Genomic DNA, 20,199 nt, shown 5'->3' on the forward strand with positions numbered 1-20,199 from the left:
TTCTATCGTTCGGTCTCGTCCCGCCACATCTTCCAGATGAAGCCCGAAATGAAGACCATCATGATCAGGAAAAGGACCACGGCGATGGCTGCGCCATAGCCCATGCGGAAACCGTATTCGCCCAGCGCCATTTCGAACATGTAGTAGGACAGGACACGGCTTTCGCCGAAGGGTCCGCCCTTGGTCATGATCGACACCAGGTCGAACGACCGCAAGGCGCCGATGACGGTTACGATGACGGCGATGAAGGTGGCGGGGCGCAGTTGCGGCAGCACGACATACCACAGCATCCGCCAGCCCTTGGCCCCGTCAAGCCGCGCGGCCTCGATCTGGTCGGGGGCGACGTTGTTCAGGCCGGTGAGATACAGGATCATCACATAGGCGATCTGCGGCCACAGACCTGCGGCTATGATGCCGTAGGTGACAAGGTCGGGATCGGCAAGGATCGCAGTACCCTTGCCGGTGATCCATTCGGTCAACAGGAAGAACAGGCCGAAATTGGGGGCGTAGAACCAGGCGAACATCAGCCCGACGACGACCTGGCTGATGACAAAGGGAAAGAAGAACAGCGACTTGTACAGCCGGATGCCACGCACCGACTGGTTCAGGAAGATGGCGATCATCAACCCGATCGGCAGGGCCAGCATGTACAGGACCAGCCATTTCAGGTTGTTCCACAGGCTGGTCTCGAAGGCCGGGTCGCGCATCAGCTCGGCATAGTTACCCATGCCGACGAAACGGCCGGTGAACGCGCCATCCGCGTTGTAAAGCCCGTTCCAGTCGTAGAACGACAGGGTGACGCTTTCGACGATGGGCCACAGCACATAGACCGTGAACATGAAAAGGCCTGGCGCCAGGAACAGCCAGGGCGCGATCTTGCGCTGGCTGAGACGCCCCCCGGTCCTGCGTATCGTTGCGGTGTGCGATGCCTGTGCCATGCCCCCCCCCTTTGGACGGAATACGGGCGCCCCCTTCACCAAAGGGCGCCCGCCCAGGTCAGATCACTGCGGATACAGGCGCAGGCGCGTCTGTTCCAGCCGCTCGAGGATCGCCTCAAGCTGGTCGGGCTGCACCAGGAACTGCTGGAAGCCTTCCATGCCGGCCTTGGCATATTCGGCATCCGCGTCACGGTCCCAGAACTGCGCGATGCCGCCGGTCGCGGTCGACAGCGCTGCGAAGCCAGCCGACAGGAACGGATCGGCCGGATCGACCGTGGCGTTCTTGTTGGTCGGCAGCTGCCCCACGGCCGCGTTCCACTTGGACTGTGCCTCGGCGCTGGCCATGAAGGCCAGGAACTTCTTGGCATCTTCGGGGTTCTTGGCACCCGAAGTCAGGTGGATCGTGTCGGTCGGCGCTTCCTCGGCCCGCGGAATGCCGGGGGTGATTTCCGGGAAGACCATGAAGCCCAGGTTGTCGTTCGTCATTCCGCCTTCCTTGAAGACGCCGACGGCGAAGTTTCCCATGACGAAATTCGCGGCCTTGCCCTGCACCAGCAGCGCTGCAGCATCCTGCCACTTGATGGCAGCGTGACCCGCGCTGACGAAGGGCTGAAGCTTGGCAAACTCGTCAAAGACGGCCCGGACCTCGGGCGAGGTCCAGGAGATTTTGCCCGCCGCCAGATCGCTGTGGAACTGGTAGCCGTTGGTTCGCAGGCTGAGATAGTCGAAGATGCCCGCGACCGGCCATTGCTCAAGCGACGAGGTGGTCAGGCAGTCGATCCCCGCGGCCTTGAATGCCTCGCAGTTCGCCAGGAATTGTTCCCAGCTCACACCTTCGGGGCCGGGCGGTTCGACACCGGCGGCCTTGTAGGCATCGCGGTTGTAGTAGATGCCCCACTGATAATAGGTGTAGGGGATCGCGTACTGCTTGCCGTCGATCGTGGAAGACGGCACCGACGAGGCCAGCGCCTCGGTCAGCCCGTTTTCTGCCCAGACATCCGAGATGTCGGCGAAAAGGCCAGCCTCGACAAAAGGCCGCATCCGGTTGGCCGCATACCAGTTGGCCAGGTCCGGCGGGTTCGCGGTCAGGAAGTTGCGGATCGCGTTCTTGTAGGCCTCATGGTCGAAGTTGGTCATCTGGATGTCGATGTCGGGGTTCGCGGCCTCGAAATCGGCGATCAGGGCTTCGGCGGCGGCTAGCGGAATCGGGTCGTAGTCGGCGTTCCAGGTGACGACGCGCTTGTCCTGCGCGAAAGCCGAAGCGGACAGCATCAGCGCCGCCCCGAGCGTCAGCGCCCCCGAGATCTTGTGAACCATGGTTTCCTCCCGTCTGGTTTCACTATTTGAAACTTAGTCTTGAATATTGAAAACTATGTCGGCTATCGTTATGCCTGTCAACAACGGCGTTGAGAGGGGGGCGTATGGTGGCCGACGGGCACGCCGACGGAACGGTGGGCAAGGCGCTGGATGTGCTCGACATGGTGGCGCGCCATGGTCGCCCGGTGCGCTTTTCCGATCTTCTTGCGCAATCGGCCTATCCGAAGGCCACGCTCTACCGTCTTCTGCAGACGCTGACCCATCAGGGGATGCTCACGCTTGATCCCGACCAGGGCACCTATGCGCTGGGGGTCCGTCTGGTGCGTCTGGCCCACGCTGCCTGGGCACAGTCATCGCTTGCGCCGATCGCGCGGCCCTATCTGGATGAACTGGCCGCGAAAACCGGTGAGACGATCCACCTGGCCCAACTTGACCAGGGCCAGGTGCTTTACGTTGACAAGCGCAACGCGGCAAAGCCGGTGGAAATGTTCGCGCAGGCGGGAAAGGTGGGTCCAGCCTATTGTACCGGCGTCGGCAAGGCCATGCTGGCCTGGCTTTCGCCCGAAGCGCTGGAAGCGGCCCTGGCGCGGCAGTCCTTCTACCGTCACACCGCGAACACGCTGGTTTCGCCCGAACAGCTGAAGGCCGAGCTGCAGGAGATACGCGCCCGCGGCCACGCCTTCGACCGTGAAGAGCACGAGGTGGGAATCATCTGCTGCGCGGTGCCGATTCTCAGCCGCGCCGGGCGCGTGATGGGGGCCTTGTCGGTGACTTCGACCACGGCACGCCACAGCCTGGAGTCGCTGGGCGCGCTGGCCCCGACGATCAGGGACATCGCGGCGAGGATCGCCGCCGAAGCGGAAAGCTGGCGCTTTCCCGAACAGGCTTGAGGGAGGAAACGGAATGACAGGCGTCACGCTGCGGAATGTGACCAAGCGATTCGGCGATGTGCAGGTGATCCACGGGGTGGACCTGACGGTGGAGGACGGCGAATTCTGTGTCTTCGTCGGCCCGTCGGGTTGCGGGAAATCCACCCTGCTGCGCATGGTTGCCGGGCTGGAGGACACCAGCGAAGGCACGATCCAGATCGGCAACCGCGATGTGACGCATGCCGACCCCAGCGAACGGGGGGTGTCGATGGTGTTCCAGACATATGCGCTTTACCCGCACATGACAGTGGCGGAAAACATGGGCTTCGGTCTGAAGATGACCGGCCACCCGAAGGCCGACATCGAAAAGAAGGTCGCCGAAGCCGCGCGCATCCTGAAGCTGGAACCGCTGCTTGCCCGCAAGCCCAAGGCCCTGTCCGGCGGCCAGCGCCAGCGCGTCGCCATCGGCCGGGCCATCGTGCGGGGACCGGAAGTGTTCCTGTTCGACGAGCCCTTGTCGAACCTCGACGCCGAGTTGCGGGTAGAGATGCGGGTCGAGATCGCGCGCCTGCACCGCGAGATCGGCGCGACGATGATCTATGTCACCCATGACCAGGTCGAGGCGATGACCCTTGCCGACAAGATCGTTGTGCTGCGAGCAGGCCGGATCGAACAGGTGGGAAAACCACTCGACCTTTACAACGACCCTGACAACCGGTTTGTCGCAGGTTTCATTGGCAGCCCTTCGATGAACTTCATCGCTGGCGTGGTCGAGGCCGGGGCAGTCGCGGCGAAGGGGCTGGCCGCGACGGTGGCAACCTCGGCTGCCTTGCCGGGTGCCGGCACGGAGGTGACGGTCGGCCTGCGCCCGCAGCATCTGAGGATCGGCCAAGGCGACACCCATCGCGTGGACCTGACCGAGGCGCTGGGGGGTGTCAGTTATGTTCACCTAACGGCACCCACGGGGGAAAAGCTGATCGTGGAACGGCACGACCAGGTGGATCTGGCGCCGGGAACCCGGGTGGGTCTCGGCTTTGAGGCGGCGGATGCGATGCTGTTCGACAGGGACGGCCGGCGGCTGCGCTAGACTTTGCAGCCGGATGACGCCGTCACTCCCTGCCGGCCTGCGGCAAGAACACGATGTCGCGCGGACAGCGCATTCCTGCGCCGCAGCGCTCAGTGGCCGGCAAGGAACTTTTCGGCATCCAGTGCCGCCATGCAACCCATGCCGGCGCTGGTCACTGCCTGACGGTAGACGTGGTCGGTCAGGTCGCCCGCCGCGAAGACGCCCGGAATTGCCGTACGGGTCGAACCCGGCTCGACCACCACATAACCGCCGGAATGCAGGGGCAGCTGATCCTTCACCAGTTCCGACGCCGGGGCATGACCGATCGCGACGAAGAAGCCGTCGCAGGAAATTTCGCCTTCTTCGCCAGTCTTGACGTTGCGTATCCTGACCCCGGTGACACCAAGCGGTGCCTCGGTGCCCAGGATCTCGGTCACCTCGCTGTCCCAGACGACCCTGATCTTCGGGTTCTTGAACAGCCGGTCCTGCATGATCTTTTCGGCGCGCAGCGAATCACGGCGATGAATCAGGGTGACCTTGGTGGCAAAGTTGGTCAGGAACAGCGCCTCTTCAACCGCCGTGTTGCCGCCACCGATCACCACGACCTCTTTCCCGCGATAGAAGAATCCGTCGCAGGTGGCACAGGCGCTGACCCCGAACCCCTTGAACTTCTCTTCGCTGGGCAGCCCCAGCCATTTGGCCTGCGCCCCCGTGGCCAGGATCACCGCATCGGCGGTGTAGGTGGTGCCACTGTCGGCCGTTGCCGTGAAGGGGCGCTTCGAAAGGTCGAGCGCGGTGATGTAGTCGCTGATGATCTCGGCCCCCATCGCGCGGGCGTGTTCTTCCATCCGCACCATCAGGTCGGGGCCCATGACGTGGGTATCGCCGGGCCAGTTCTCGACCTCGGTGGTGATGGTCAGCTGCCCGCCGGGTTGCAGCCCCTGGATCAGGATCGGGTCAAGCATGGCCCGTGCCGAATAGATGGCGGCGGTATAGCCTGCGGGCCCCGAGCCGATGATCAGAACCTTCGTGTGCCGCGTCTCGCCCATGATCGTCCCCTGACTCTTCGCTCCCCGATATAGCCACAGGCCGCGAACGCGGAAAGCCCCCGTCGCTGGCCATCCCGGGCCCGAGGGCCGCCAGGCGATGCGTTTTCTTGCTTGGGATTGAAATATTATTGCGCATTCCTTGCGCCTTGCGTAAGTAGGTCGGCGAATGGAGGCATCATGGCCGGACACAAGCTCGACCCCATCGACCGCCAGATTCTGGCAGAACTTCAGGCCGATGGCCGCATGACGAATGTGGAACTTGCCAGCCGTGTCGGCATATCCGCGCCCCCGTGCCTGCGCCGTGTGCGCGCCCTGGAAGAGGCGGGCTATATCCGCGGCTATCACGCCGACATCGACGCCCGCGAACTGGGCTTCGAAGTGCAGGTCTTTGCGATGGTGCGGCTGAATTCGCAGGCCGAGGCTGACCTGTCGGCCTTCGAGGCCCGCTGTCGGGCCTGGCCGCTCGTCCGCGAATGCCACATGCTGAACGGCGAGATCGACTTCATCCTGAAATGCGTGGCGCCCGACCTGTCAACCTTTCAGACATTCCTGACCGAGGAACTGCTGAAAGCCGACCATGTGGCGAACGTAAAGACCAGTCTCGTGATCCGCTGCGCGAAGGACGAGCCTGGCCTGCCCTTCGATGTGCTGGAGGCACGGCTGGCGCGGAACGCCTGATCGCTTCGTGTCAGCGTGCCGCATCGACCAGGGGGCGGGTCGCGGCCTTGAGCCGCATCGCGAAACCCTTCTGGCCTGCCGGGAACGTGCGGTTGCGCGGCCGCTTTGCGTTGATCCGAACGGCAGCCCGGCCATCCTGGGATTCGGCTACAGCTTCCAGCACCGACACGATCCAGCGACGCTTTGTCCTGACTTCGATCATCATGGCAGTCCCCGCCTGCTGCACACCTTTCAACTATTGGGTGAATGGCAATTGCGGCAGAGATGGGGAAAACTTGCGCCGCAAACGGTGCATTTTCGCGCCGATTTTTGCCACATTATAGCCTTATTGCCGAGATCAGGCGCCCGTAATCCGCCTCGCCCGCATGGGTCGTCCGACGGTAGGAATAGAACCGTGCGGCGTCCCGGTAGGTGCAGTGACGGGTCCATTCCGCATGGCCGACGCCGGCGGAACGCAGACGGTGCAGCCCGTAACCCGGCAGGTCGAACAGCAGCCGGTCACCCGGACCATTGGCAAAGAATCTTGTGCTTTCAGGATCTTCATCCCGGAAGCGGTCGAAGAACTCCGGCCCCACCTCGTAGGCGGACTGACTGATCGTGGGGCCGATCACGGCAACGATGTTGGCCCGGGATGCGCCGAGGGCTTCCATCGCCTCGACGGTCGCCTCTAGCACCCCATCCACCGCGCCGCGCCAACCGGCATGGGCCGCACCGATGACGCCCGCAGCAGAATCGTGGAACAGGACCGGCTGACAATCCGCCGTCAGCACCGCCAGCAGAACGCCCGGCGTTGCGGTCACCAGCGCATCGGCCTCGGGCCGGGCAAGCAAGGGGCCGGTAACGGGAATCACCCTGGCAGAATGGACCTGATGCAGTGTGACCAGCGCATCTGGCGCGACGCCCATCGCCTCTGCCACGCGGGCGCGGTTGATCGCCACGATCTCGGCCTGATCCGATGAACCCGTCCCGCAGTTCAGACCCGCGAAAATGCCGGAGGACGCCCCGCCCTTGCGGGTAAAGAACCCGTGGCGCGTGCGGATCGCGTCTGCGGTGATGATCTCCAGCATCGTGTGCATCAGGGGGCAAATCCGGGCGGCAGAGGCGCACCGGCGCGGGTCAGCGCCAGCACCTTGAAGAGCGAACCCATTTTGTCGCGGTCGGTCAAGCGGGCAAGCGCGGCTTTGTGGTTCTCCAACTGCGCGCCGGTCATTGATCGTGCCAGTTGCGCTGCACGGGCCTCGATCCCAAGGCGCAGAAGCACCTCGCCCTGTGTGGCATAGGCGTGGGCCGGGGCCAGCGCGGCAAGCGGTTCGAAATCGACATGCGCGGTCAGGTCGGCCTCGCCCGGGTGGGCGAGCGGGGGGTCGAAACGATGCGCCCTCAGCGCCTGCAAGGTGTCACCCTGCGACCGCCAGCCGCCATAGTCGATGAACAGCGCAAGCCCCCCGCGGGCCAGGATCGGACGCAGTGCGGCAGCGACGGCAGCCTGGGCCGGGGCGCAAAGTTCGACCAGATCACCGGGTTGCGCATTGCGGAAGGCGGGGGCATCGGGCGGCTGCGGCAGGGGCGCAGACAGGCCGAAGGCCAGGTCGCCCCTTACCACACCCACAAGCCTTTCGCGCCAGCCTTCCGGCGACAGCACGAATTGCCGGATCGGCAGCGCATCCAGGAATTCATTGGCAATCAGGAAGGTCGGGCGGTCTGGCAGATCCTCTACCCGATCCAGCCAGCCCGGTGTCAGGCCCGACGCCGCCAGCGTCTTCGCCTGCACCTGGCGCAGCCGCGGCGAAGCTTCGACCAGTACCACCCGGACAGCGGCGTGAAAGCCGGGCACCCCGCGCGTTGCACGCAGCGCATCGGCCATCAGATCCCCCCGCCCCGGCCCGAGTTCCGCCAGCGTGAAGGGCGCAGGAGCGCCCTGGTCCAGCCAGGCCTGGGCCAGCGCCAATCCGAAAAGTTCACCGAACATCTGGCTGATCATGGGGGCCGTGACGAAGTCACCTGCCGCACCGAAGGGTTCGCGGGTGATGTAATAGCCGTGCACCGGGTGTAGCAGGCATTCAGCCATGTAGTCGGCAACGCTGATCGGCCCGGTCTCGCGGATACGTTCGACCAGCAGGCGAGCAAGAGGCGTCATGCGCGCCTGGCGCGGGCCAGGAACCACAGGCCCGCCGCGATCATCGGCAGCGACAGCAACTGGCCCATGGTCAGCCCGTAGTTGCCCACCTGCACCGCCCACCCGATCGGGTTGCCAGGCGAAACGAATTGCGCGTCGGGCTGACGGACGAATTCGACCAGGAAACGGGCCAGGCCGTAACCGGTCAGGAACAGCCCCATGATCGCGCCCGGCCGTTTCAGCCAGCCGCGGCGGAAGGAAAGCCAGGTCAGGACCACGGCAAGAAGAAGCCCCTCCAGCGCCGCCTGATACAGCTGGCTGGGATGCCGGGCGCAAACGCCGATGACGCCTTCGCAGGTCTGCGCGGCCTCTCCAGGGAAGATCACACCCCAGGGCAACGTGGTAGGCCTGCCCCAGAGCTCGGCATTGACGAAGTTCGCCAGCCGGCCAAGGCCCAGCCCCACCGGCACCGCCAATGCCAGCAGATCGCCCATCGACAGCATCGGAATCCGTTCCCGCCGGCAGAACCACAGGCCGGCGATCACCACCCCGGCAAAGCCGCCATGAAAGGCCATCCCGCCTTCCCAGACCTGGGGGATCTTCCAGGGCTCGGCGATGTAGGTGGCGGGGTCGTAGAAGACGACATAGCCGATCCGCCCGCCCAGGATGATCCCCACGACCGCCCAGGTCAGGAAGCGTTCCACCTGCTCCGGCGTCAGCGGCGGGTCACCGGCCCACAGCTGCGGCGTTCGCACCGCGCGCAGGATGATCCACCAGCCGAACAGGATGCCCGCAATATAGGCCAGCGCATACCAGCGCAGCGCGAAGGTGAAACCGAAGACCTCGATCTCGAACAGGGTGGGCGAAAGGTCGGGAAAGGGGATCATCTGTGCATCCGGTGGCTTCAGCCGCTTGTCGCGGGGCGGGGGGGCGGAGTCAACCGGCGGCGATCCGTCGCCATCTGACATGCTTGTGTCCCCGCACCGCTGGGCCATATATGGGCCAAAGCCCTATGGAGACACCCATGCAGAGCCGCAACAAGTTCCTGGACGACATGAGCCAGCTTATGACGAACGCGATGGGCGTGGCTCAGGGGGCGAAGGCCGAGGCAGAGACGGCGATGCGCAGCTTCATCGACCGTTGGCTGGCCGACCGCGATTTCGTGACGCGGGAAGAGTTCGACGCTGCCCGCGCGATGGCCCAGAAGGCGCGCGAGGAAAACGCGGCACTCGAGGCGCGAATCGCTGCACTGGAAGATCGCATCGCCGCACTGGAGGCGGCACCGGCCAAGAAGAAGGGCTGACCCAGGGGCCATACTTCGCAGCACTTCCTGTACCCCTTGGGCCGGGACGCAGTCGCACGAGAGGCAGCCTGTCAGGCCCGGACCAGCCGGAAGGCGGCCGAGGCGCCCCAACCCGCCACCAGTGCCAGGACCAGCGACAGAAGGCCATAGATCAGCGGCTGGTCCTGCGCGAGGTTGTAGATCCAGCGTTCCAGCCCCTCTTTCCTGACTCCGATGACCCGTTCCTGGGTGGCGATTACCCGCCTGTCGCGCAGCAGGAAAAGGCGAACCTTGTATTCCCCTTCGGTCAGGTTCGAAGGCAGGACGACATCGGTGCGGAACAGCGTCTCTTCCGTCAACTCCACCCTGCCCTGCAAAAGCCGGTAACGGCCTTCGTTCGTACGAACGCGCTGAAGGGCCAGCAGAAACTCGCCCGCGCGGTCGGCCTCGGCAGTAATACCCACGGCACGGATCGCACGTTCGATGGTGATGGCGTAGCGCAGGTTGTCGGTGTCGGACAGGATGTGATTCAGCGGTCCGGTGGTCGCCACCGCGTAGAAGCTGGGCGCGCGGTCCACCCGGACGGCGGCGTTGTTGACCCAGATCCCTGCCACCCGGTCCTTGCGCCGCACGGTGACCGGGGTGGACGGTCCTTCGACCGTCACGATGACCTCAAGGGGGCCAACACCCTCCGGGCGCGGTGCGTCGCGCTTGACCGCACCGTAGATCAGGATTTCCGACCCGTCGAAATCGGCGGTGATCGAGACGCGGTTCTGGCTCATCCCGGCGACGATCTGCTCTTGCTGCGCCGCAGCCGGCAGGGCAAGCAGCAGCAGCAGGGCCAGGGCGCGGATCATGGCAGCAAACCCGCAGTGACAGAGTAGAGTTCGGAAGGCTCCAGCAGCAGGTCGGCCGCAATGCGGACGGAAACCGCCAGCACAAGCAGCGACAACAGTATGCGCAGCTGTTCCGCCTTCAGCCGCATGCCGACACGACTGCCGATCTGCGCACCGACCACGCCGCCAAGGATCAGCAGAAGCGCCAGCATCATGTCTACCGTCTGGCTGGTCACTGCATGCATGACCGTGGTGAAGGCGGTGACGAAGATGATCTGGAACAGCGAGGTGCCGATCACGACCTTTGTGGGCATGCCCAGCAGATAGATCATCGCCGGCACCATGATGAATCCGCCGCCGACCCCCATAATCGCGGCAAGAAAACCGACCAGCGCGCCGACCAGCAGGGGGGGAATCACGCTGATATACAGGCCCGAGGCGCGGAACTTCATCTTGAAGGGCAGGCCATGCACCCAGGAATGGACATGGGCGCGGCGCACGGGGGCACCGGGCTTGCGGGCGCGCAGCAGGCTGCGCAGGCTTTCCTGGAACATCATGGCGCCGATCAGCCCCAGGAACACGACGTAGGACAGCTGCACGAAAAGATCGACCTGCCCGGCCCGCGTCATCAGCCGGAAGACCCAGACGCCCAGGGCAGAGCCCGCGATCCCCCCGGCCAGCAGAACCCAGCCCATGGTGAAATCGACACCCTTTCGCTTCAGCTGCGCCATCACGCCCGAGACCGATGAGGCGACGACCTGATTGGCCCCGGTAGCCACAGCCACGGCCGGCGGTACACCTATGAAGAACAGCAGTGGCGTGATCAGAAAGCCACCGCCCACCCCGAACATGCCCGACAGGAACCCCACGATCCCGCCCAGCCCCAGGATCAGGAAGGCGTTGACCGAAACCTCGGCAATCGGAAGGTAGAGCTGCATCGGGGCGGCCCCTTGGGGGCAGAAAGCGACGGAATCATCAAAGGCTTGCGCGCCTTTGCCGGCGAAGTCAAATCAGCTTTGGCCTCATCGGAGGCCGCGCAGGAATTCCCGCAGGATCCGTTCCAGTTTTGCCGCACCAAGCGGGGCCATGGCCTTGGTGTGTTCGTGGCTGATCTGTTCGTCGGACAGACCCGCGGCCATGTTCGTGATGGTGGATATCGCCGCGACCCTCAGACCAAGAAAACGCGCCAGGATCACCTCGGGCACGGTGGACATGCCGACAGCATCGCCACCCAGAAGCTTCAGCATGCGGATCTCGGCCGGTGTCTCGAAGGAAGGGCCGGAATACCAGCAATAGACGCCCTCGGACAGCACCAGGCCCTGCTGCGCCGCTGCGGCCTTCAGGGCCGCCCGCAAGCCAGGGTCATGTGCATCCGTCATCGGCACGAACCGCGCATCGGTCTTTTCACCGATCAGGGGGTTCAGACCGTTGTAGTTTATGTGGTCAGAAAGCAGCATCAGGTCACCCGGGGCGATGTCCGGGCGCAGCGACCCGGCCGCGTTGGTCAGGATCAACTCCCCGCCCCCCAGTGCCCTGAGCACCTGCAACGGCAGCAGCATCGCCCGGGGATTGCCGTTTTCATAATAGTGCTCTCGTGCCCCGAAGACCGCCACCCGAACCCCTTCCAGATCACCGACATGCAGGTTCGGGTTGTGGCCCGAGACGCCGACATGCGGAAAGCCAGGCAGATCGGCATAGGGGATCGCCACGCCCCGCACCTGACGCGCGATGTGGCCCAGCCCGGAGCCCAGGATCAGGCCCAGTCGCACAGGATCGGATCCGGCACGGGCACGGATCAGGCTGGCGAGCGTTTCTGCATCGGTCATCGGTTGTGCCTCCGGCTGACGGCGGACCTGCGGGGGTCACCCCCCCCGCCCCCCACGGGATATTTGGACAGAGAGGAAGGGAACCCGGATCGGAGTGTCAGCGTTCCTTCACATAGGGTTCCCCCCCCGCCCGCGGCGGAATCGCCTTGCCTATGAAGCCGGCCAGCACGATCACGGTCAGCACATAGGGCAGCGCATCCAGGAAGGGGACCGGCACCTTGACCTGAACCACCGCCTGCACCACGTCGGGTCGCAGCGCCAGCGCCTGGAAGAAGCCGAACAGCAGGCAGGCCCAGAGCGCCGCCACCGGGCGCCACTTGGCGAAGATCAGCGCGGCAAGCGCGATGTAGCCGCGGCCTGCGGTCATGTCCTTGCCGAAGCCCGCCTGAAGCGCGGTTGCCATGTAGGCGCCTGCCAGCCCGCAGAGCAAACCGGTGATCGCCACCGCTGCAAAGCGCAGCCCCACAACCGAGACGCCAGCCGTGTCCACCGCCGCCGGGTTTTCACCCACCGCGCGCAGGCGCAGGCCAAAGCGCGTACGGTTCAGCACCCACCAGGACAGGGGCACCATGGCCAATGCCACATAGACCAGCAGCGAATGGCCCGAGATCACCTCGTGATAGAACGGGCCGATGATCGGCACGCCTTGCAGCGCGTCGGCAAAGGGCAGCGTCACCGGGTTGAACCGGGCATCGCCCGTCAGGGGCGGGGTGCGCCCGCCCTGCTTGAACAGCGACTGCGCGATCAGCACGGTCAGCCCCGAGGCAAGGAAGTTCAGCGCCACGCCGGAAATCAACTGGTTGCCCCGGAAGGTGATCGAGGCCAGCCCATGGATGGCGGCAAAGGCCAGCGAGGCTCCGATCCCGGCCAGAAGGCCGAACCAGACCGATCCGGTCAGGAAGGCGACAGCGCCCGAAGCCATGGCGGCGGCAAGCATCTTGCCTTCCAGTCCGATGTCGAAGATGCCCGAGCGTTCCGAGTACAACCCCGCAAGACAGGCCAACAGCAGCGGCGTTGCCAGGCGCAGCGTGGAATCGAGGATCTGCAGAAGCGTGTTGTAATCCATCACGCGGCCCCCAGTTTCTGGCTGCGGAACAGGCCGAAGATCCGCGTCAGCATCATCCGCACCATCATGTCCAGCGCCCCGGTGAACAGGATGACCAGACCCTGCACCACGATGCGCATTTCGATCGGAATGCTTGTCCAGAGGCCAAGCTCCGCCCCGCCCTGATAGAGGAAGCCGAACAGAAGTGCGGCCAGCACCACGCCGACCGGATGGTTCCGCCCCATCAGCGCGACCGCGATGCCGATGAAGCCTGCCCCTTCGGACGAATTCTGCAAAAGCCGCTCGGCCTCGCCCATCACGTTGTTGATGCTCATCATCCCGGCAAGCGCACCGGACATCAGCATGCTGACCATGATGATGTAGACCGGGTTGATACCGGCATAGCGCGCTGCCGGCTCGGATTTGCCGAAGGCTCGGATCTGGTAGCCCAGCCGCGTCTGCCACAGTATCGCCCAGACCACGACGGCCATGGCAAGCGCAAGAAACAGCGTGACGTTCGCAGGCACACCCTTGGTGAAGATCAGGTTCAGGCCCGGGATCTCGTTCAGCGACGGCAGGTTGGCGCCGGCCGGAAAGCGGGCCGAGGCCGGATCCATCTGGCCCGCCGGGCGCAGCACATCGACCAGCAGATAGACCAGCAGCGCGGACGCAATGTAGTTGAACATGATCGTGGTGATCACGATATGACTACCGCGTTTCGCCTGCAGCCAGGCCGGGATCGCCGCCCAGGCCGCGCCGAACAGCGCCGCCCCCAGCGTCGCGGCCACCAAAGCAAGCGTCCAGTGCGGCCACGGCAGCGCCAGGCAGACCAGCGCCACGCCCAGCCCCCCCAGCTGTGCCTGCCCTTCGCCGCCGATGTTGAACAGGCCGGCATGGAAGGCCATGGTCACTGCAAGGCCGGTAAAGATGAAGCTGGTGGTGTAGTAAAGCGTGTAGCCCCAGCCGTAGGCCGACCCCAGCGCGCCATCAACCATGACGTTGAACGCCTGCACCGGGCTTTGTCCGATGGACAGAAGCACCAGCGCCGAGATGAGCGCGGCAAGAAGCAGCGAGACGAAGGGAACAAGAACCACATCGGCCCAGCGCGGCAAACGGTCCATCAGGCGACCCTCCCTATCCGTGCGGGGGCAGTTTCACTTCGCCGGCCCTTCGCCACGTGGGGAAGCGGGCAGCGCCGCCCCCCGGAACTGATGCTCGGGCGCCGGTCCCGGGCGCCTTCCCTCTCCCTGCGCGGGGCGGGGATGGGGGTGGGGGGATGACAGAGGACCACCATCATGCCGCTTCTCCGTGCCCGGCCATGCCGGCCATCATCAGTCCCAGTTCCCGCTCGTCCGTCCTGTCGGGATCGCGGAAACCCATGATCCTGCCGTCGAACATCACCGCGATGCGGTCCGACAGGCTCATGATCTCGTCCAGCTCGACGCTGACCAGAAGCACCGCCTTGCCCGCGTCGCGCAGGGCGACGATCTGATTGTGGATGAATTCGATCGCGCCGATGTCGACGCCGCGTGTCGGCTGACCGACAAGCAGAAGGTCGGGGTTCTGCTCCATCTCGCGGGCCACCACGATCTTCTGCTGGTTCCCGCCCGAGAAATTCTTGGCCGCAAGATCGGGAAGCGGCGGACGCACGTCGTATTTCTGCATCTTGCGGGCGGTGTCCTGGCGCAGGGCCTTGTTGTCCATGAACAGTGCGTTCTTCTGGTATTCGGGTGCGTTGAAGTAGCCGAAAGCCACGTTCTCCCAGGCGGTAAAGTCCAGGATCAGGCCGTAATGGTGCCGGTCCTCGGGCACATGGGCGATGCCTGCCCGGCGACGCGATTGCCCGTCCGAACCACGGCCGGACAGCGGAAGATCCTGTCCCTTGAGCGTGACCTTGCCGGTCGCCCGCATCATGCCCCCAAGCGCCGCGAGCAGTTCGGACTGCCCGTTCCCTGCCACCCCCGCAATGCCAAGGATTTCCCCGGCCCGGATCTCGAAGCTTACGCCTTTCAGTCTTTCGACCTTGTGTTCGTCGCGCACGCGCAGGTCTTCGACCCGCAGCACGACATCGCCCGGCCTTGCGGGTTTCTTCTCGACCTCCAGCAGCACCTTGCGGCCCACCATCAACTCGGCCAGCTGCTCGGGGCTGGTCTCGGCGGTCTTGACCGTTGCGACCATCGTGCCGCGCCGCATCACTGACACGTTGTCGGTCGCCTCCATGATCTCGCGCAGCTTGTGGGTGATCAGGATGATGGTCTTGCCCTGCTCCTTCAGCCCCTTGAGGATGCGGAACAGGTGGTCGGCCTCGGCGGGCGTCAGCACGCCCGTGGGTTCGTCGAGGATCAGGATGTCAGCCTGGCGGTAAAGCGCCTTCAGGATTTCAACGCGCTGCTGGTGGCCGACCGACAGATCCTCGATCAGCGCGTCGGGATCCACGTCCAGTTCGTAGTCGCGGGACAGGCTTTCCAGCACCTGGCGCGCCTTGGCAAGGCTGGTGTTCAGAAGCGGGCCGTCCTCGGCCCCCAGGATCACGTTTTCCAGCACGGTGAAGTTCTGCACCAGCTTGAAATGCTGGAACACCATGCCGATCCCGGCGCGGATCGCGCTTTGGCTGTCGGGAATCGGGGTCAGCTTGCCGCCAATGAAGATCTGCCCCGCATCGGCCTTGTAGAAGCCGTAGAGAATCGACATCAGCGTGGATTTTCCCGCGCCGTTCTCGCCGATGATCCCGTGGATCGTGCCGCGAGGCACCGCAATGTTGATATCCTTGTTCGCCTGCACCGGACCGAAGGCCTTCGAGATGCCTTTCAGTTCGATGGCGTAGGTGCCGTCAGCAGCCATGGCTTCCCCCTGTGGTTCGCCGGATGCAGCCGCGTCTGGGGCGCAGGTTTCGAGGCATCCTTGCGAAAAGTGCCGCGCCAGCGAACCGGCGCGGCACCGTCAGTCTGTGTCCGGCAGATCAGAACGTCGCCGCCGGGCAGGTGTTGTCGGACATGTAGTCGTGTACCACGATCTCGCCCGATTTGATCTTCTCGGCGGCAGCATCAACCTGGGCCTGCATCTCGGGCGTCACGAGGCTGGCGTTGTTCTCGTCCATCGCATAGCCTACGCCGTCGTTGGCCAGGCCCATGACGTGGACGCCGGTGGCCAGGTTTTCGCCTTCCTTGAAGGCTTCATAGACGGCGTTGTCCACACGCTTCAGCATCGAGGTCAGCACCTTGCCCGGGTGCAGGTAGTTCTGGTTGCTGTCCACACCGATCGACAGGATGCCTTCATCCGCCGCGGCCTGCAGCACGCCCACGCCAGTGCCGCCCGCCGCTGCATAAATCACGTCGGCGCCCTGCGCCTTCTGGCCCTTGGCCAGTTCGGCGCCTTTCACCGGATCGTTCCACGCCGCCGGAGTGGTGCCGGTCATGTTGATGATGATCTTGGCATCCGGGTTCACGGCCTTCACGCCTTGCGCATAGCCGCAACCGAACTTGCGGATCAGCGGGATGTCCATGCCGCCAATGAAGCCGACGGTGCCGGTCTTGGAGGCAAGCGCAGCCATCATGCCGACGAGGTAGCTGCCTTCGTGTTCGTTGAATACGACCGATTTCACGTTCGGCTGATCCACGACCATGTCGATGATGGCGAACTTGGTGTCGGGGAAGTCCGGCGCCACAGTGTTCAGCACGTCACCGAAGGCGAAACCGGTCATGACCACCGGGTTCGCGCCCGCTTCGGCCAGACGACGCAGCGCCTGTTCGCGCTGGGCTTCCGACTGCATCTCCAGCTCCTTGAAGGTGCCACCGGTTTCCTGCGCCCAGCGGGTGGCACCGTTGAATGCGGCTTCGTTGAACGACTTGTCGAACTTGCCGCCCAGATCGAAGATGATTGCGGGTTCGGCCAGCGCAGCGCCGGCGGCCAGCGCCACGGCAGAGGCGCCCATCAGGGATTTCATGAAGGTCATCGGATTCTCCCGGTCGGTTGTTGTTGTCCTTCATGCCAGCTTGCGGCCGACGCGCCCACCACGGGCAAGACTCGACACTGGCACTCCGCCAGAAATTGCGGCGCTTCGCTCGGGGCGGTCAAGGGATATTCCGACGGGACGCTGCGGAAATTTGACCGTCCGGTCAGATTGGGCCGGCGCCTGATGCATCCGAAAGCACCCGCCGCAGCACCAGCGCATCAACCGCAACCCCATCCGGCGCGTGGTAATAACTGCGCCGCCGGCCGGCTTCGGTGAATCCGGCGCGGGCATAAAGCGCCCTGGCGGGGTCATTGTCTGCCGCAACTTCCAGAAAGGCGGTTTCGGCGCCGCGCAGCCGCGCCTGATAGAGGAACCTGCTGACCAGTCGCTGCCCGAGCCCCCGGCGGCGGGCTTCGGGTGCGACCGCAAGGGTCAGAAGCTCTGCCTCGCCAGCGACGGCACGGCCCAGCAGGAAACCCGCATCACCTTCGACCAGAAGAAAGGCCAGAGGATCGTTCAGAAAGGCGGCGAACTCGGCTTCGCCCCAGGGGCGCGGTGTGGTGAAGCAGCGCGCGTGCAGCGCGGCCAGCCCATCGGGGGTCATGAGGCGCCCCCCTGCGCGAAGGGGAGGCGGGCGGGGGACACCCGGGCCTGGCAAAGGTGGTTCATGGCAGGATTTCTGGCGGTGGATCGGCTGGCGGGGCGGCATCGGCCCCCCGCAGATAGAAGGGTGCAGGCCGCGGCTGCGGTGTCCGGGCGCGTTCCACCGCGATCCGTGCAATGGCCTCGACCAGCGGCATGGCGGGGGGCAGCGCATCAGGCCCCGCCGCCGACCCCGTCGCCGGGCAGACCGGCACCACCCGGTCGGCCAGGTGCGCCGGGCCGCAACCGCCGGGGACAAAAAGCTGGACATAGACCTGGCCGCGTCTTGCATCCTCTATGACGATCACCGGGCGGGGCAGGCCATGGGCCAGCGCCTCCAGCCGCGTCACTCCGACCGCCGGGATGCCAAGCCCCAGCGCCAGACCCCGCGCTGCGGCCACGGCAATGCGGACACCGGTGAAGTTTCCCGGCCCAGTGCCGACCGCCAGAGCCTTGAGGTCGCCCCAGCCGATGCCGCCCTCGGCAAGAACCTCTTCCAGCATCGGGATCAGTCGCTCGGCCTGGCCCTTTTCCATCGGCTCGTCGCGCAGGACCAGCCGGCCCGGCAACAGAAGCGCGGCCGCGCAATGTGCGGCCGAGGTATCGAAGGCCAGAAGGGGAAGCACCTCTTGCCGGTTTTCACTCTCGCTGCGGGGTGCCGCGCGAAAAGCGACCGCAGGGGAGCGATCAGCCGTCACGGGAAGGTCAGGCCGCGACCGGGCGCACTTCCACGACTTCGGGAATATAGTGCCGCAGCAGATTCTCGATCCCCATCTTCAGCGTCAGGGTCGAGGACGGGCAGCCGGCACAAGCCCCTTGCATGTGCAGATAGACGATCCCCCGGTCGAAGCCGTGGAACGTGATGTCACCCCCGTCCTGAGCCACGGCGGGCCGTACGCGGGTATCCAGAAGCTCCTTGATCTGCCGCACGATTTCGCCATCCTCGCCCGTGTGTTCGGCATGGCCGCCGCCCGAGGCTTCCCCCTCGATCACGGGCTGGCCGGACTGGAAGTGCTCCATGATCGCGCCCAGGATCTGCGGCTTGATGTGCTGCCAGTCCACATCATCGGCCTTGGTCACGGTCACGAAATCGTTGCCGAAGAACACCCCCGTCACCCCGCCCGCCGCGAAGATGCGCCTGGCGAGCGGCGATTTCGCCGCAGCCTCGGCGCTGGGAAAATCAGCCGTGCCAAGCTCCAGCACGGTCTGGCCGGGCAAGAATTTCAGCGTGGCCGGGTTCGGCGTGGATTCGGTCTGGATGAACATCTGCGGTCTCCGACTGTTCCACTCGGATATGCGCTTGCGCCCCCCGCGTGTCAAGGCGGCGCTCTGCCGGCGACCGGGGCAGAAGGTTGAAGCCGGGCGTCCCCGGACCCACATCCCGAGGGCACCATAGAGAGGAATCCATGCTTTACGTCGATATTCCCACCGCGCCGGAACTCAGGAAACTTGTTGCCCACCGGGGCGAGGCGTCCGTTTCGTTCTATCTTCGCACCACGCCGGAAACCCAGCACATCGGCCCGGCCAGGATCGAACTGGGCCATCTGCTGAAGCAGGCCATGGCACAGCTCGAGGCCGTGGGCACAGAAAAGCGCACGCTCTGGCCCATCGAGGAACAGGTCCACGATCTTATGGACGACGACGCGTTCTGGAAGTTCCAGGCCAATTCGCTTGCAGTTTTCGTCACCCCCACCAGTCTGCGGTCGTTCCGCCTGCCGAACCACCTGACCGACATGGTGCAGGTGTCCGACCGCTTCCACATCAAGCCGCTGCTCCGCGCGGTGTCGGTTCAGCAGCACGCCTTTGTGCTGGCGCTGGCGGAAAACGAGGTGCGACTGGTCGAGGTCTTTGCCGACCTGCCCGCGCAGGAGGTGAAGGTTCCCGACATGCCGAAGGACGCGGCCTCGGCTGCGGGCACGGCAAATGTGAACACGCGCAGCTATTCGCAGCGCAAGGGCGGCTCCGAGGGGCAGAACGTTCTGCTGCGCGCCTTCTGCCGCAAGGTGGATGCTGCGCTGCGCCCGGTGCTGTCGGGCCGGTCGGAACCCCTGATCCTGGCCGCAACCGAACCCCTGGCGTCCATGTTCCGCTCGGTTTCCAGCCATGACCACCTTGCCGCCGAGGGTATCAAGACCAGCCCGGTGCGCAAATCCGCCGCCGATCTGGCCGAAGAGGCGCGGCCCATCCTTGACGCGCTGCACGCCAAGGCCATCGGCGAGGTGCATGACCTTTTTTCCGCACGCGAGAACGAGGGCCGCGCCTCGACGCAGATCGCCCGCGCCGCCCGGGCGGCCACTTTCGGCGCGATCGATACGCTTCTGGTGGACATCGACGAGGTCATACCAGGCACGGTGGACGAAACCACCGGCGAGGTGAGCTTCGAGAAGACGGAAAGTGCCAACAGCTATGGCGTGGTCGATGAGATCGCGGGCCGCGTGCTGGCTTCGGGCGGGCGAGTGCTGGCGGTGCGCCGCGACAGCATCCCGCAAAAGGCCTCGCTGGCCGCGATCCTGCGCTACGCCATCTGAGGCGAGGCCCCGGCCCGGAATGGCCCCGGCCGGGGCAATCAACCGGGCTTCAGGC

At 65.1% G+C, this 20,199-nt stretch carries 22 protein-coding genes; 5 read left to right on the top strand and 17 right to left on the bottom strand.

The genetic code is table 11. The features are described 5' to 3' along the window. Nucleotides 1-2 precede the first annotated feature (2 nt). Both EZM81_RS10100 and EZM81_RS10105 read right to left on the bottom strand, forming a co-directional pair. Nucleotides 3-938 (bottom strand): carbohydrate ABC transporter permease, encoded by a 936-nt coding sequence (locus EZM81_RS10100; protein ID WP_135449632.1) that lies wholly within the window; start codon nt 936-938, stop codon nt 3-5. Between the two features lie 63 nt (nt 939-1,001). Continuing rightward, entirely contained in the window at nt 1,002-2,255 is a 1,254-nt protein-coding gene (locus EZM81_RS10105; protein ID WP_135449630.1) for an ABC transporter substrate-binding protein, read from the bottom strand. Between the two features lie 104 nt (nt 2,256-2,359). On the opposite strand from EZM81_RS10105, the gene EZM81_RS10110 reads away from it, so the two are divergent. Beyond that, nucleotides 2,360-3,145, top strand: a complete 786-nt coding sequence (locus EZM81_RS10110) for an IclR family transcriptional regulator (protein ID WP_135449628.1) — start codon at nt 2,360-2,362, stop codon at nt 3,143-3,145. A 13-nt stretch (nt 3,146-3,158) separates the two neighbouring features. Further along, on the top strand, nt 3,159-4,211 hold the full coding sequence (locus tag EZM81_RS10115; RefSeq protein WP_136645621.1) for an ABC transporter ATP-binding protein: 1,053 nt from the start codon (nt 3,159-3,161) through the stop codon (nt 4,209-4,211). An 89-nt stretch (nt 4,212-4,300) separates the two neighbouring features. On the opposite strand, the gene trxB is transcribed toward EZM81_RS10115, so the two are convergent. Then, complete coding sequence (gene trxB, locus EZM81_RS10120; RefSeq protein ID WP_136645622.1) at nt 4,301-5,239, bottom strand: thioredoxin-disulfide reductase; 939 nt, start codon at nt 5,237-5,239, stop codon at nt 4,301-4,303. Nucleotides 5,240-5,416: 177 nt separating this feature from the next. Here trxB and EZM81_RS10125 point away from each other — a divergent pair, with 177 nt between their 5' ends. Further along, complete coding sequence (locus tag EZM81_RS10125) at nt 5,417-5,917, top strand: Lrp/AsnC family transcriptional regulator (RefSeq protein WP_135449622.1); 501 nt, start codon at nt 5,417-5,419, stop codon at nt 5,915-5,917. Between the two features lie 10 nt (nt 5,918-5,927). On the opposite strand, the gene EZM81_RS10130 is transcribed toward EZM81_RS10125, so the two are convergent. The 4 genes from EZM81_RS10130 to lgt all read right to left on the bottom strand — a co-directional run bounded on the left by EZM81_RS10130 (nt 5,928) and on the right by lgt (nt 8,920). Further along, on the bottom strand, nt 5,928-6,122 hold the full coding sequence (locus EZM81_RS10130; protein ID WP_135449620.1) for a hypothetical protein: 195 nt from the start codon (nt 6,120-6,122) through the stop codon (nt 5,928-5,930). Nucleotides 6,123-6,234: 112 nt separating this feature from the next. Beyond that, nucleotides 6,235-6,984 carry a peptidoglycan editing factor PgeF gene (pgeF, locus tag EZM81_RS10135; protein WP_135449720.1) on the bottom strand — a complete coding sequence of 250 codons (750 nt, stop codon included), beginning with the start codon at nt 6,982-6,984 and terminating at the stop codon, nt 6,235-6,237. An 8-nt stretch (nt 6,985-6,992) separates the two neighbouring features. Further along, nucleotides 6,993-8,054: a class I SAM-dependent methyltransferase gene (locus EZM81_RS10140; RefSeq protein WP_136645623.1), complete on the bottom strand. Its 1,062-nt coding sequence runs from the start codon at nt 8,052-8,054 to the stop codon at nt 6,993-6,995. Continuing rightward, nucleotides 8,051-8,920 carry a prolipoprotein diacylglyceryl transferase gene (gene lgt, locus EZM81_RS10145; RefSeq protein WP_136645624.1) on the bottom strand — a complete coding sequence of 290 codons (870 nt, stop codon included), beginning with the start codon at nt 8,918-8,920 and terminating at the stop codon, nt 8,051-8,053. The genes EZM81_RS10140 and lgt overlap by 4 nt, the downstream gene beginning before the upstream one ends. A 137-nt stretch (nt 8,921-9,057) precedes the next feature. Here lgt and EZM81_RS10150 point away from each other — a divergent pair, with 137 nt between their 5' ends. Continuing rightward, nucleotides 9,058-9,336 (top strand): accessory factor UbiK family protein, encoded by a 279-nt coding sequence (locus tag EZM81_RS10150; RefSeq protein ID WP_135449615.1) that lies wholly within the window; start codon nt 9,058-9,060, stop codon nt 9,334-9,336. Between the two features lie 71 nt (nt 9,337-9,407). Here EZM81_RS10150 and EZM81_RS10155 read toward each other — a convergent pair whose 3' ends face one another. From EZM81_RS10155 to EZM81_RS10200, 10 genes are all read right to left on the bottom strand, one after another. After that, a complete protein-coding gene (locus EZM81_RS10155; RefSeq protein WP_135449613.1) occupies nt 9,408-10,172 on the bottom strand; it encodes a TIGR02186 family protein in 765 nt (254 codons plus the stop codon). Then, nucleotides 10,169-11,089, bottom strand: a complete 921-nt coding sequence (locus EZM81_RS10160) for a sulfite exporter TauE/SafE family protein (protein WP_136645625.1) — start codon at nt 11,087-11,089, stop codon at nt 10,169-10,171. The genes EZM81_RS10155 and EZM81_RS10160 overlap by 4 nt, the downstream gene beginning before the upstream one ends. 84 nt (nt 11,090-11,173) lie before the next feature. Further along, a complete protein-coding gene (locus tag EZM81_RS10165) occupies nt 11,174-11,977 on the bottom strand; it encodes a purine-nucleoside phosphorylase (protein ID WP_136645626.1) in 804 nt (267 codons plus the stop codon). Between the two features lie 97 nt (nt 11,978-12,074). Continuing rightward, entirely contained in the window at nt 12,075-13,043 is a 969-nt protein-coding gene (locus EZM81_RS10170; RefSeq protein WP_136645627.1) for an ABC transporter permease, read from the bottom strand. Further along, entirely contained in the window at nt 13,043-14,143 is a 1,101-nt protein-coding gene (locus tag EZM81_RS10175) for an ABC transporter permease (RefSeq protein WP_136645628.1), read from the bottom strand. Before EZM81_RS10175 ends, EZM81_RS10170 begins: the two co-directional genes overlap by 1 nt. A gap of 172 nt (nt 14,144-14,315) precedes the next feature. Next, the gene (locus EZM81_RS10180; protein ID WP_135449603.1) at nt 14,316-15,863 is read right to left on the bottom strand and encodes an ABC transporter ATP-binding protein; all 1,548 of its coding nucleotides are present in this window, start codon (nt 15,861-15,863) and stop codon (nt 14,316-14,318) included. Nucleotides 15,864-15,981: 118 nt separating this feature from the next. Beyond that, nucleotides 15,982-16,974, bottom strand: a complete 993-nt coding sequence (locus tag EZM81_RS10185; RefSeq protein ID WP_135449601.1) for a BMP family protein — start codon at nt 16,972-16,974, stop codon at nt 15,982-15,984. 163 nt (nt 16,975-17,137) lie between these two features. Next, nucleotides 17,138-17,578, bottom strand: a complete 441-nt coding sequence (gene rimI, locus EZM81_RS10190; protein ID WP_135449599.1) for a ribosomal protein S18-alanine N-acetyltransferase — start codon at nt 17,576-17,578, stop codon at nt 17,138-17,140. A 61-nt stretch (nt 17,579-17,639) separates the two neighbouring features. After that, the gene (gene tsaB, locus EZM81_RS10195; RefSeq protein ID WP_135449597.1) at nt 17,640-18,242 is read right to left on the bottom strand and encodes a tRNA (adenosine(37)-N6)-threonylcarbamoyltransferase complex dimerization subunit type 1 TsaB; all 603 of its coding nucleotides are present in this window, start codon (nt 18,240-18,242) and stop codon (nt 17,640-17,642) included. Between the two features lie 79 nt (nt 18,243-18,321). After that, on the bottom strand, nt 18,322-18,882 hold the full coding sequence (locus tag EZM81_RS10200; protein ID WP_135449595.1) for a NifU family protein: 561 nt from the start codon (nt 18,880-18,882) through the stop codon (nt 18,322-18,324). A 140-nt stretch (nt 18,883-19,022) separates the two neighbouring features. On the opposite strand from EZM81_RS10200, the gene EZM81_RS10205 reads away from it, so the two are divergent. After that, nucleotides 19,023-20,144 carry a hypothetical protein gene (locus EZM81_RS10205; protein WP_136645629.1) on the top strand — a complete coding sequence of 374 codons (1,122 nt, stop codon included), beginning with the start codon at nt 19,023-19,025 and terminating at the stop codon, nt 20,142-20,144. Nucleotides 20,145-20,199 lie beyond the last annotated feature (55 nt).

It is taken from the genome of Tabrizicola sp. YIM 78059 (assembly GCF_004959785.1).
Taxonomy (GTDB): Bacteria; Pseudomonadota; Alphaproteobacteria; order Rhodobacterales; family Rhodobacteraceae; genus Tabrizicola; species Tabrizicola caldifontis.